11 protein-coding genes are annotated in these 12,736 nt (G+C 35.1%); 4 read left to right on the top strand and 7 right to left on the bottom strand.

The genetic code is table 11. The annotated features are described in order from the left end of the window. Positions 1–169 precede the first annotated feature (169 nt). Entirely contained in the window at positions 170–1,825 is a 1,656-nt protein-coding gene (locus Q0800_RS03080; RefSeq protein WP_299127515.1) for a solute:sodium symporter family transporter, read from the top strand. A gap of 21 nt (positions 1,826–1,846) precedes the next feature. Next, complete coding sequence (locus Q0800_RS03075) at positions 1,847–3,508, top strand: alpha-glucosidase (RefSeq protein ID WP_299127514.1); 1,662 nt, start codon at positions 1,847–1,849, stop codon at positions 3,506–3,508. 41 nt (positions 3,509–3,549) lie between these two features. Here Q0800_RS03075 and Q0800_RS03070 read toward each other — a convergent pair whose 3' ends face one another. The 7 genes from Q0800_RS03070 to Q0800_RS03045 all read right to left on the bottom strand — a co-directional run bounded on the left by Q0800_RS03070 (position 3,550) and on the right by Q0800_RS03045 (position 10,447). Continuing rightward, positions 3,550–4,299 (bottom strand): DUF1080 domain-containing protein, encoded by a 750-nt coding sequence (locus tag Q0800_RS03070; RefSeq protein ID WP_299127512.1) that lies wholly within the window; start codon positions 4,297–4,299, stop codon positions 3,550–3,552. Between the two features lie 62 nt (positions 4,300–4,361). Continuing rightward, a complete protein-coding gene (locus tag Q0800_RS03065) occupies positions 4,362–5,414 on the bottom strand; it encodes a sugar phosphate isomerase/epimerase (protein ID WP_299127511.1) in 1,053 nt (350 codons plus the stop codon). 72 nt (positions 5,415–5,486) lie between these two features. After that, positions 5,487–5,738 carry a four helix bundle protein gene (locus tag Q0800_RS14150; RefSeq protein WP_366518827.1) on the bottom strand — a complete coding sequence of 84 codons (252 nt, stop codon included), beginning with the start codon at positions 5,736–5,738 and terminating at the stop codon, positions 5,487–5,489. Positions 5,739–5,962: 224 nt separating this feature from the next. Further along, entirely contained in the window at positions 5,963–7,105 is a 1,143-nt protein-coding gene (locus tag Q0800_RS03060; protein ID WP_299127509.1) for a Gfo/Idh/MocA family oxidoreductase, read from the bottom strand. An 8-nt stretch (positions 7,106–7,113) separates the two neighbouring features. Further along, positions 7,114–8,343, bottom strand: coding sequence for a nucleoside permease (locus Q0800_RS03055; RefSeq protein ID WP_299127506.1), 1,230 nt, complete (start codon positions 8,341–8,343; stop codon positions 7,114–7,116). 6 nt (positions 8,344–8,349) lie between these two features. Further along, the gene (locus tag Q0800_RS03050) at positions 8,350–9,312 is read right to left on the bottom strand and encodes a sugar phosphate isomerase/epimerase family protein (protein ID WP_299127505.1); all 963 of its coding nucleotides are present in this window, start codon (positions 9,310–9,312) and stop codon (positions 8,350–8,352) included. A 91-nt stretch (positions 9,313–9,403) separates the two neighbouring features. Then, the gene (locus Q0800_RS03045) at positions 9,404–10,447 is read right to left on the bottom strand and encodes an AraC family transcriptional regulator (RefSeq protein ID WP_299127504.1); all 1,044 of its coding nucleotides are present in this window, start codon (positions 10,445–10,447) and stop codon (positions 9,404–9,406) included. Positions 10,448–10,587: 140 nt separating this feature from the next. Here Q0800_RS03045 and Q0800_RS03040 point away from each other — a divergent pair, with 140 nt between their 5' ends. Beyond that, positions 10,588–12,303 (top strand): GMC family oxidoreductase, encoded by a 1,716-nt coding sequence (locus tag Q0800_RS03040; RefSeq protein ID WP_299127503.1) that lies wholly within the window; start codon positions 10,588–10,590, stop codon positions 12,301–12,303. An 11-nt stretch (positions 12,304–12,314) separates the two neighbouring features. Beyond that, positions 12,315–12,736 (top strand): gluconate 2-dehydrogenase subunit 3 family protein (locus Q0800_RS03035; RefSeq protein ID WP_299127502.1); only part of this gene is annotated, 422 nt, incomplete at its 3' end.

Below are 12,736 nucleotides of genomic sequence, written 5' to 3'. Positions count from 1 at the left end.
TGCTAAATTAAGGAAGCAATTAAAGGATATATTCAATTTTTTTAAAAAAACCATTTATTTAAACAACGAAAAGGTTTTCGTTTAATTTAAATATGCCCAGGTATAGGTTTGTAAATATATCCCAATTGTATTTTATATATTGAAAGTTCTAAAAACTAACTCAACTTTTATGTTATCAATTGTAACTTTTATTGGCTTTACGGCTATAGTAGCTATTGTAGCTTGGTATTCTACCAGAAACACGGATGAAACCTCAGCAGATGGATTTTACTTGGGAGGGAGAAGTTTAGGTGCCTTAACCATTGCAGGGTCGCTACTACTTACCAATCTGTCCGCAGAACAAATCGTTGGTCTTAACGGACAAGCATTTACAGAAGGTATTTTAGTAATGGCCTGGGAAACACTAGCAGCAATTGCCATGGTTGCTACAGCTATTTTTTTATTGCCAAAATACATGCGTTCGGGTATTACCACAATCCCGGAATTTATAGAAGGACGTTTTGATCAGCAAACGAGGGCTATTATGGCTGTTTTGTTTTTAATTGCATTTGGAATTGTATTATTACCAACAATATTATACTCAGGATCATTAGCATTTAGCACCATGTTTGATCTACCTGAGTTATTAGGCATGTCGCAATCCGCTGTTATTTGGCTATGCGTATGGAGTATCGGTATCATAGGTATTATTTATGCGATTTTTGGTGGCTTAAAAGCAGTTGCGGTTTCCGATTTAATAAATGCTATTGGCTTAATGGTTGGCGGACTTCTTATTCCCATTTTTGGATTAAGTGTCATTGGTGACGGAAATGTGATGGATGGTCTAGATACGTTATGGAACAGTAATCCTGAAAAGTTTAATGCAGCAGGGGATGTGACTTCATCCATTCCATTTGGAACAATTTTTACGGGTATGATGATTGCACAAATTTATTATTGGGGCACTAACCAATCTATCTTACAACGTGTGTTTGGTGCTAAGAATCTAGCAGAAGGACAAAAGGGAGTGATAGCTGCTGCCTTTGTGAAATTTTTAATCCCTGTAATTGTTGTATTACCAGGAATTATTGCATGGCATGTTTTTGAAGGAAATCTAGAAAATGCAGATCAAGCCTATCCTGCGCTAGTTAAAAAAGTTTTACCAACTGCATTTATTGGGTTCTTTGCTGCTGTATTGTTTGGCGCAGTGTTGAGTTCATTTAACAGTTTACTAAATAGTAGCGCAACACTATTTGGCTCTGATTTATACAAGCAAAATTTTAATAAAAATGCAACAGAAAAACAATCTGTAAAAGCTGGGAAAATCGCTGGTCTCATATTGGCATTAATTAGCATGAGCATTGCTCCTTTTATTGCTAATGCACCAGATGGCTTGTTTAGTTATATACAACAAGCTTTAGGAAGCTTAAGTGTCCCTATTTTGGCTGTAGTGTTAACCGGGATTATATCTAAAAGAGTTCCTGCCGTTGGAGCAAAAACAGTTTTAATTGTTGGTGTTTTAATGTACCTATTTAGTTTACTTTACTTAGGCCCTAACACTATTGATGCAGCACTTGCACAAGCCACTACCAATGGTGTTACAGATGCAAATGAATTAGCCATTATAAAAGCAAAAGCTTACCCACATTTCCTACATATTATGGGTATATTATTTGTTATCAACATGTTTATAATGTTAATTTTTAGATATGTAAAACCTAAACAGGATGAGGACATTTATATTCCTGAAGTAACAGAAATCATTGATACTACACCTTGGAAATATACAATTCCTATAGGTTTGTTTATTACTATATTGGTTTTGTCCACATACTTCATATTCTAAGTCTCTTTTTTTATTTAATCTATGAATAAAACATGGTGGAAAGAAGGTATAGTATATCAAATATACCCACGGTCTTATAAGGATACTACAGGTAACGGTGTTGGCGATATTTACGGTATCATAGAAAAACTGGATTATTTAAAATCACTTGGTGTGGATATCATTTGGCTTTGCCCAGTTTACCAATCACCGAATGACGATAATGGTTATGACATTTCAGATTACAGAGCAATTTCTGAAGATTTTGGAGGGTCGGATGCTTTTGATAAGTTGCTAAAAGGTATGCATAAAAGAGGGCTTAAATTGGTTATGGATCTAGTCCTTAACCATAGCTCAGATGAACATGAGTGGTTTAAAGCATCTAGATTATCTAAAGACAATCCATATCGCGACTACTACTTCTGGAAACCTTCAAAAGATGAAAATCCACCTAATAATTGGCTATCCTTTTTTTCTGGTTCAGCATGGAAAAAGGATGAATTAACCGACGAATATTTCTTACATCTATTCACCAAAAAGCAACCCGATCTTAACTGGGAAAACCCAAAAGTAAGACAAGAAATCCATGACATCGTAGAATTTTGGTGCAAGAAAGGAGTTGATGGTTTTAGAATGGACGTTATTTCTTTAATTTCTAAACAATTGGATTTCCCTGACAGTCCCTGCCCTAAAGATTATGGTAACACCATTAAAAACTACTACGCCAATGGCCCTCGCATTCATGAATATCTCAATGAGCTAAATAAAAAAGTACTCTCAAAGTACGATATTATGACTGTTGGTGAAGGGCCTGGTATTGACCTTAATAATGGCTTAGATTACGTTGACGAGCGCAGAAATGAACTCAACATGATTTTTCATTTTGATCATATGTTTATAGACAACGGTCCTGGCGGAAAGTATGATCCTATTGACGTAGCATTGCCAAAGTTTAAAAAGGTTTTTACAGATTGGGATGAAAAATTAAAAGGGAAAGGCTGGGGAAGTATCTTCTTAGGTAATCATGATTTTTCTCGTATGGTTTCTAGATTTGGAAATGACAAAGACTATCATCTAGAATCTGCAAAACTGCTTGCCATGCTATTGTTAACTATGCGTGGCACGAGCTATATTTATCAAGGAGATGAAATAGGAATGACGAATGTTGCATACCCTTCAATTGAAGATTATAACGATGTTGAAACCCTTGGCAGTTGGAATGACGCCAAAGCTAGAGGCGAAAATATGGATGCCTTTTTAAAATTAGTGCATAGACAGAGTAGGGATAATGCCAGAACTCCTATGCAATGGAATTCCTCCAAAAACGCAGGATTTTCAGAAGGAAATCCATGGCTTAAAGTAAATCCTAACTACAACTCAATTAATGTAGAAGCTCAAATCAATAATCCCAACTCTATTCTTAATTTTTACAAAACCATGATACGCTTTAGAAAAGAAAATTCTGTAATGGTTTATGGAGATTATAAATGCCTTTATCCAGAAGACAACAATCTGTTTATTTACAAACGTTGGGATGAGAAAAGTAGTTACATCATTCTATTAAACTTCAGTAACAAACCGCAAGCCTTAAAAACAAATCCTCTAAACTTAAATCAAAGTGAATTATTGATTTCAAATTTAGAGGAGGGTAAATTTAAATCCACTTTATTGCCGTGGGAGGCACAATTACGGAAATTAATATAGACCCACAAGATCTAATAAATATCTTGCAGGACTATTCGCTATCAATCAAGTTCCATAACTTTAATATTTCTGTACCAAACCTTGTCACCATGATCCTGCAGTGCTATATGACCTGTTTTGTACTTTCCAAAACCTTCCCAAGCTGTAAATTTTGAATTGGCTATCATTTCATCCCATTTTTCACCATGTAAAGGGAACGTCATTACTTGCGTACCATTCATAGATACTTTGGCCTCATTAGCCTCTTGATTAATTTCTATAACACAGAGATTCCATTCTCCCGCAGGATTAATGTGTTCATCAGAACAGGCAATCATATCATATAAAGATCCTGCTTTATGCGTCCCTTCTGCAACTTTAGCATCAGGATGTCTTTCATTGTCAAGAACTTGTATTTCTGGCCCTGTCATATAGGCTTCAGGGTATTTTTCATCTTCATGCACTCCCCAAAAAATGCCGCTATTTCCTCCCTCAGACACCTTCCATTCTAGCGATAAAATAAAATTGGTGAATTTTTCTTTAGAGATAATATCTTTATTGCCTTCACCGCCAGGTGTAAACGCTAAACTTCCGTCTTCAATAGTCCATTGCGGATAAATACTATCCTTTTTGTAGCCTCTAAAGGCATCCGTCGTGGTACCATCAAAAAGTACTTTCCACTCTGCTTCACTTTCATTTGAAATTTCTTGCTCTGAATTATTGGCTACCTTTATTTCAGATTCTTTTTCGCTTTTGCAATTAAAAACTGTAACCATTAACAATAGAATAAGTATTATATGTTTTGTATGCATTGTTTTGTTTTTTAAGGAATTAATACTTTACAATCTTGAGCTTTTCAGACTGCGTTATTACGTTAATTTAATCCTAATATTTTTCTTAAATGCGCATCGTCTGCTTCTGATCCCGCAAAATCATCAAAACGTTTTTCCGTCGCTTCTATGATATGATCTGTTATAAATTTCACTCCTTCTCTAGCACCTTGTTCTGGACTCTTAATGCAACATTCCCATTCCATAACAGCCCAAACGTCGCAGCCATATTTGGTTAACTTTGTAAAAATGGTTTTAAAGTCAACTTGCCCATCACCTAAAGATCTATATCTCCCTGCACGATCTCTCCAATCTCCATAACCACCAAAAGCTCCTTTTTTACCTGTTGGATTAAACTCAGAATCCTTTACATGAAAAGCTTTAATAAACTCATGGTAATGATCTATATATTCAATATAATCTAATTGTTGTAGAACAAAATGGGATGGATCGTAGAGTATATTAACACGCTTATGATTATTAGTGGCTTCTAAAAAACGTTCAAAGGTTACACCATCATGTATATCTTCACCAGGATGTACCTCATAACAGACATCAACCCCTTGTTCATCAAAATGATTAAGAATTGGTATCCATCGTTTTGCAAGTTCTTCAAATCCCATTTCTACTAATCCATCTGGACGCTGCGGCCAAGGATGCATCGTATGCCAAAGTAATGACCCAGAGAACGTACCATGCGCTTTTAACCCTAATCTACGACTTGCTGTTGCTGCATCTTTTACCTGTTGAATAGCCCACTCGGTTCTTGCCTTAGGTTTTCCTTTGCAATGCTCTGGCGCAAAATTATCGAACATAGCATCGTAAGCAGGATGTACAGCTACTAACTGCCCTTGTAGATGGGTCGATAATTCGGTTATTTCTAATCCATAGGAATTAATCTTTCCTTTAAATTCATCACAGTAAGTCTGGCTCTCAGCCGCCTTTGCTAAATCTATTAGACTTAAGTCTGTTGGTATTTGTATGCCTTTATAGCCTAAAGCACTTGCCCATTGACAAAGTCCATCTAATGAATTAAATGGTGCTTTATCATCCATAAATTGTGCTAAAAATACAGCAGGTCCTTTTATTGTTTTCATTGTTTTAGTTAATTGGTAAATTGGTAAATTGGTAGAATTGTAATCCAATTAAAAAGTGTCTTATTCATTTTACTACTTTTTACTTTTTTGTGTTTGAAGATACTTAATGTAACCGTTTAGTTTTTTAACTACATTTTCGATATTCTTAATTTTAAGGTTATAAGCATCTAAGTTCATATAATTTTCTTCAAGTGCTACACCTAAGTGATCTTTTAATTCAAATAACGAACCCCTTGCCATGCGACAATATTGTATCTGCTCTTGAAAATGATAGCGACCATAACCTTCTGCAATATTTGCAGTAACTGATCGCGAAGCTCTTATTATTTAATCTTTTAGTTTATACTTTTCTTCATCTGGCAAAGACTTCGTAAACTGAGAAAAATCTCTTCTAATTTCAACTGACAATTTATAAACCTCTAAATCTTCTAAATAATACACAAATTAACCAATTTACCATTTTACAAATTCACCATCCCACTACTTCACCAATCCACCAATCCACCAATCCACCAATTCACCAATTCACCAAACACTATTATACAAGCTTACAAATCATCAATCTCAACCCAAACATTTCCTTTTTTATGAGACTCAACTGCTTTCTCTATAAAATTCATACCACGAACACCATCTATAATAGTCGGAAATTCACCATGGTCATATTTTTCGTTTCTAATGGCTTTAGCAACACCTTTATAGATATTTCCCATAGAATCAAATATACCTTCTGGATGTCCTGGAGGTAATTTGGTGCCGTCTAAGGATAGGTCACTATTATAATCGTTTCCTGGTTTTAACACTCTCAATGGATGACCATCTTCTAATAAATAAAGGTAATTAGGGTTTTCTTGTTCCCACTTTAATCCAGCCTTATCACCATAAATTTGTACTGTAAAATTATTTTCTTCACCCGTTGCTATTTGACTGGCTCTAATAACACCTTTAACATCATTATCACAATCAATTAGAACTGTACCATCAATATCCATTTGATTATCTTCATAGAGGTAATTTAAATCGGCTAAAATTGAATTAACCCTAAGACCAGACATATACTCAACCATATCAAAAGCATGGGTACCAATATCGCCAATGCAGCAGCTGATACCTGATTTTTCAGGATCCAGTCTCCATGTGTTTTTACGCTTATCTTTATCATGGATAATTGGATTTATCCACCCTTGATAATATTGTGCATCGATCTTCTGCACTTTACCAATATCTCCATTAGCAATCATGTGGCGCATTTGCCTTACCATAGGGTAACCCGTATACGTATAAGTCACCGCAAATACAGTATTTGATTTTTTAAGGATTTCATGAAGAATTTTTGCCTCCTCATAAGTTGTTGTCATTGGCTTTTCGCAAATAACATTAAATCCATTTTCTAACAGCTTTTTGGCCATTGGAAAATGCAAAAAATTTGGTGTTAAAATAGACACCACTTCCATACGTTTATCTGCGGGAAGTGCTAGTTCTTTTTCAATTAATGTATCTAAATCTTTATAAACTTGCTTTGTGGGAATACCTATCTGATTGGCAAACTTAATACTCTCATCTAGCGATGGGTTAAAAGAACCTCCAACGAGTTGATATCTATCGAACATTGAAGATGCAACTCTGTGCAATACTCCTATAAGCGAATCTCCTCCTCCACCTAAAATGCCAAGTCGTATTTTATTACTCATGTTATTTATTAATCTTTATATTCTATTTTTTCATTTTTAAATAAGAAAGCGAACAGAAGCATAACAGCACCTGCAAAGATTGCTGGGAATACCCATATATCTTTCCAACTATGTAGGCCTTCACTTATTAAATTTTTATCTACAATTTGTCCGGCTACCCAAAACCCAACTAACATGCCTACACCATATGTTGCCAAAGTTATAAGACCTTGAGCAGCACTTTTTACTTTCTCACCAGCTTTAGAGTCTGTGTAGATTTGTCCAGACACAAAGAAGAAGTCATAACAAATGCCATGCAAAGCAATCCCTAATACAATCATAAAGAATAACTCACCAGCATTTCCATAAGCAAACAATAAGTATCTAATTCCCCAAGCTAACATTCCGAATAGAATTGTTTTCTTAAAACCGTATTTTTTAAAGAAAAAAGGTAATAATAACATAAATAACACTTCAGACATTTGACCTAAAGAAGCCCATGCTGTTGAATTCTCAACTTTAAATTCTGTTAAAAACGGACTTATATTCTGATAATAAAAGGCTAAAGGAATACATATTAAAACTGAAGACATAAAGAAAACTAAGAAGTTAGTATCCTTTAATAATTTTAGAGCATCTAACCCTAATATATCTGAAAGACCTACCTTATCATCTTTAGAAATACTTGGCGGTGTTTTTGGTAGCGTAAAACTAAAAACACCTAAAACAGCCGAAGCAATAGCCACCATTAAAAATGTATTAGATAACATACCATTGGCAATATTCTCAATAGAATCCCACTTGAACACAAAACTTATAACCAAGCCTGCTAAAATCCATCCTATTGTTCCCCAAACTCTTACATGAGGAAATTGTTTCGCAGGATCGTTCATTTGGTTAAATGCAACCGAATTTACTAGTGCAAGTGTTGGCATATATGCAATCATGTAACCTAAGACATATGGATAAAAGACACTAAAATCAGTAGTTTGAGACATTAAATACATTAAGATAGCACCAGCTATATGAAGTATACCTAATATTTTTTCGGCATTAAAAAAACGGTCGGCTATTAACCCAATGATGAAAGGGGCAATGATTGCTCCCCAAGATTGTGTAGAATATGCCATCGCAGTTTCAGCTCCAGACGCACTTAAGTTGTTTCCCAGAAAAGAACCCATTGTCACAAACCAGCCTCCCCAAATAAAGAATTCGAGGAACATCATTATAGATAATTTTGTAGATGTTATTGATTTCATATTAAATTATTTTAAATGCCTTAATAATAATTTTTTAGTAGCCAAAATACCTTCTCTTTCATTTAACGATTCGTGCTCATATTCAACGCTTATAGGGCCATCATAACCAGAGTCCTTAATGATTTTAACAAATCTTTCAAAATCAAGTGTTGTTTCATTTCCATTTTCATCAAATTCGTATGCTTTGGCACTGACCGCATGGGCTCTAGTCATTAACTTTTCAAATCCTTCATATTTATCAGGATACTCCTCTGCACATTCGCCCCATTTTTCTTCTTTAGTCCTTTTAATACACCAGTTACCAAAATCTGCTAGTGTACCACAATTGTCCATATTTATTTTTTCAATTACTGGCATTAACACTCTGGGATCAGAAGAATACCAACCGTGATTTTCAGGAAGAACATTAATGTTTTTTGTTGCTGCATACTCTGATAGTTTTTTGAGGCCATCGTAAGTAGCCGCCACCCATTCATTTGCATCAAATGTTCCAAAAGTATTTACTCTTATGGCATGGCACCCTAAATAAGCTGCTGCATCAACGTATTTTTTATGCTTTTCTATAGCCTCATTGCGTTCTTTTTCATCTGAAGACGATAAATTACCCGCACGATCTACCATAATCAGTACGTTTTCAACATCATACGTTTCGCTTTCTGTTTTCCATCGCTCTATTACAGCGTCAAAACCTAGACTATCAATTTCTTTTTGGTATAATTGATCTACCCATTCAACGGCATTAAAACCAAGTTCTTTGGCTGCTTTCGGAAAATCAAACGGATCTAATTTACCTGTTTCAATTTCTCTATGTAAAGACCATTGTGCTAAGGAAATAGTGTGTATTTTATCTTTACTTATAACAGATTCAGTTCCTTCTTTTATTTTCCCTTGTTCTTCTTTTGTAGCGTTTTGGCAACCCTGAGCTAGAAATAACAACGTAATAATTGGAATACTTAATAATCGTCTCATGAAATTTAATAGATTTTTTTAGTTTGACGTAATTTATATAATAAAACTACTACTGTTGTTTACTTTTATTCAGTGAAAGAATTTAAACAATTTAAATTTCAGGATATGCAGTTAAAGAGGTGTTATACTTATGAAGTTTTCTATAGGCGTTAGGCGAACATTTTTCGTGCTTTTTAAAAACGGTTGAAAAATATTGACTCGTGGTAAAACCACAAGAATATGCAACATCACCTACAGTTAATTTTTCATTCTCTAATAGTATTTTTTTAGACATTTCTAAACGACGCATTGTAAGATAACGCATTGGTGTTAAATTTGTTAACTGCTTACAGTGATGCGTAAAACGAGTTAGACCTACACCTGCGCTTTTAGACATACGCTCTATCGTCCAATCCTCAGATAATTTCTTATCTAATTCTTTTAAAAAATACTGCACACTTCGAGAACTATCAATTAAGGATTCGTTAAGCTCTATATTTTGTGTTTTAAGAAGATCTAAAATTAATATTAGCACATAGTTAACTAACAGTCTAATTTTAGATGCATTGCTCCCATTTTCGTCTGAGTTTACGGCTAAATTAATACGCTTAAAACAGTCGCGCATACGCTGATCCGTCTTTAAAATTGATTGCCCATTTTGTCTTAGAAAGGTAGTTAATTGACCCAAATCGGATTCTGTAAGTGTAATCCAATCTGGCCATACCCAATCTTGATGCGGACGTCTTACTCCTAAATCTAATATTACCCAGTAAAATTTCCCCATACCTATATTAGGGTTACCCACTTTATGCGCCTCCCAAGGCCTAGTTATGGTCAAATGATTTGGAGTTAAAACTACTTCTTTATTTTCTTGTGAATAAGGCATTGTACCAGACTCTAAGAAATGAAATTCTATACCTTCATTTCTATGCCAATCTAAACCCCAATCTTGCGGCTCATTAGCATCCCAATACCCTATACTATTTAAACCCAATGTATTGTCATCTAACCGATCGCCTGGATAGGTATGTCTTGCTAAGGCTTTAAATTTAATTTTCCTCCTATTATAAGCATCAATTAATGGCAAACACGTATCTGCATGATACATTACTCCATCTGCCTCATAAGGTTCTATTTCTTGTATATTTACTTTCACTGAAAAAATTTAAACAAATATGAGTAGCAAAATAGCTAATTTTCTTTTTTCTAAGAATTTATTTGTTAATTAATAAACTTTTCTCAAATTAATACGGAAAACATTATCAATTTCACCATAATATTGTTTAAATTAAAAATATGGATACAAAAGTAGAAACAGCACAATTTGATGCCATAGTCGTAGGTACCGGAATTTCAGGTGGATGGGCTGCTAAAGAGCTTTGCGAAAAAGGCCTTAAAACCTTAGTTCTTGAACGTGGTAGAATGGTAAAGCATAGAGAGGACTACCCAACGGCAAATCTGGATCCTTGGGATTTACCAAATGGTGGCAAGCCAACTGCTGAAACAATTCGCAGAAAATTTAAACAAAATCGAACAGGTTACACAACCAATGAAGCCCACCAACACTTCTTTGTAGATGATATAAAACACCCTTACAATGAAGATCGACGTTTCGATTGGATGCGTGGCTACCATGTTGGAGGTCGCTCTATAATGTGGGGAAGACAAAGCTACAGGTTAAGCGATATGGATTTTGAGGCTAATAAAAAAGAAGGCATCGCTGTTGATTGGCCAGTACGCTATAAAGATATAGAACCTTGGTACGACTATGTTGAAGATTATATAGGTGTAAGTGGAGAGAATTTAGGTTTAAAACATTTCCCTGATCAAAATCTTTTAAAACCAATGAATCTTAACTGTGTTGAGGAACATTTAAAAGAAAATATTGCCGAGCAGTACAACGACGGCCGAGTTTTAACCATTGGTCGTACAGCACATATCACCGAGGGCACAAAACCAGGTAACGGTCGTAGTACTTGCCAGTACAGAAATAGATGTATGCGTGGCTGCCCTTTCGGAGCTTATTTTAGCAGTAATTCTTCTACCTTACCAGCTGCTGAAGCCACAGGTAACATGACCTTAAGACCAAATTCTATAGCTTATGAAGTTATCTATGATGACAATACAAAACAAGCGACTGGTGTGAGAATTATTGACGCTGAGACCAAAGAAAAAATTGAATTTAAGGCCAAAATTATCTTTTTGTGCGCTTCTTCAATTGCTTCTGCGTCTATACTTTTACAATCTAAATCAGAACGTTTTCCAAATGGTTTAGGAAATGACAGTGGCGAATTAGGGCACAATATAATGGATCATCATTTTCAAGTTGGTGCTAAGGGTGATGCTGTAGGTTTTGACGACAAATACACTAAAGGACGTAGAGCAAACGGTATTTACATTCCGAGATTTAGAAATATTGGCGGCAAAACAAACACTAATAAATTCTTAAGAGGCTATGGCTACCAAGGCGGTGCAAGTCGTGGTGATGTTTCGGAAATGGTTGCGGAATTAAAATACGGTAGAGATTTAAAAGAAGAAGTTTTAAAACCTGGAAAATGGCAAATGAATCTTCTCGCCTTTGGTGAAGCTTTACCAGACCACAATAACAGAATGTACCTCGATTACAACAAACTAGATGAATGGGGACTACCAACAGTCACGTTTGATGCTGCTTTTGGAGAGAATGAAATTGCAATGCGCGAGGATATGAAAAACCAAGCCATAGAAATGTTAGAGAAGGCTGGCTTTAAAAATGTGAAGGGTTATGATAAACGAGAAAAGTTTGCCATAGGCTTAGGCATACACGAAATGGGTACTGCACGCATGGGCCATGACCCAAAAACTTCGGTATTAAACAAATGGAATCAAGTACATGCTTGCACTAACGTATATGTTACAGACGGCTCTTTTATGACCTCATCTGCATGCCATAATCCATCATTAGGCTATATGGCATTTACGGCAAGAGCGGTTGATTATGCTGTAAAGGAATTTAAAAAAAATAACGCATAACCTTATTGATAATGAATAGAAGAGAAGCACTTAAAAATTTAGGTTTAGCAACAGGTTTTGTAGTTGTAACACCATCGCTAATTAGTTTATTACAGAGTTGTAGCTCTACTCCAGAAGGGTGGAAACCTACGTTCTTAAATACAGATGAAGCAACTTTTGTTAAAAATATAGTTGATATTATAATTCCTAAAACAGAAGATTTACCGTCTGCATCAGAGGTTAATGCAGTAGAGTTTATTGATAAATATCTCGCCGAAGTCCTAGATGAACAAGAACAAAAAAATATGCGTTCGACATTTACGGAAATTCTTAACTTATTAAAAGGTGATGCTAAAAACCTAAGTGCAAAAACATCCGAAGATTATAAAGCAATTTTGGATAAGTATATGTTGGTTAAAGGCGAAATAGACGAAGAAAGAGTAGCTAACCCACC

This window comes from uncultured Winogradskyella sp. (assembly GCF_937958655.1).
Lineage (GTDB): Bacteria > Bacteroidota > Bacteroidia > Flavobacteriales > Flavobacteriaceae > Winogradskyella.
The sequence above is the reverse complement of the archived record's forward strand: the minus strand, read 5'-3'. Positions and strand labels throughout refer to the sequence as shown.

What these genes read in the sequence shown, in the direction of transcription:
- Q0800_RS03080 (WP_299127515.1), top strand. Translation starts at nt 170, where the DNA reads ATGTTATCAATTGTAACTTTTATTGGCTTTACGGCTATAGTAGCTATT.
- Q0800_RS03075 (WP_299127514.1), top strand. Translation starts at nt 1,847, where the DNA reads ATGAATAAAACATGGTGGAAAGAAGGTATAGTATATCAAATATACCCA.
- Q0800_RS03070 (WP_299127512.1), bottom strand. Translation starts at nt 4,299, where the DNA reads ATGCATACAAAACATATAATACTTATTCTATTGTTAATGGTTACAGTT.
- Q0800_RS03065 (WP_299127511.1), bottom strand. Translation starts at nt 5,414, where the DNA reads ATGAAAACAATAAAAGGACCTGCTGTATTTTTAGCACAATTTATGGAT.
- Q0800_RS03060 (WP_299127509.1), bottom strand. Translation starts at nt 7,105, where the DNA reads ATGAGTAATAAAATACGACTTGGCATTTTAGGTGGAGGAGGAGATTCG.
- Q0800_RS03055 (WP_299127506.1), bottom strand. Translation starts at nt 8,343, where the DNA reads ATGAAATCAATAACATCTACAAAATTATCTATAATGATGTTCCTCGAA.
- Q0800_RS03050 (WP_299127505.1), bottom strand. Translation starts at nt 9,312, where the DNA reads ATGAGACGATTATTAAGTATTCCAATTATTACGTTGTTATTTCTAGCT.
- Q0800_RS03040 (WP_299127503.1), top strand. Translation starts at nt 10,588, where the DNA reads ATGGATACAAAAGTAGAAACAGCACAATTTGATGCCATAGTCGTAGGT.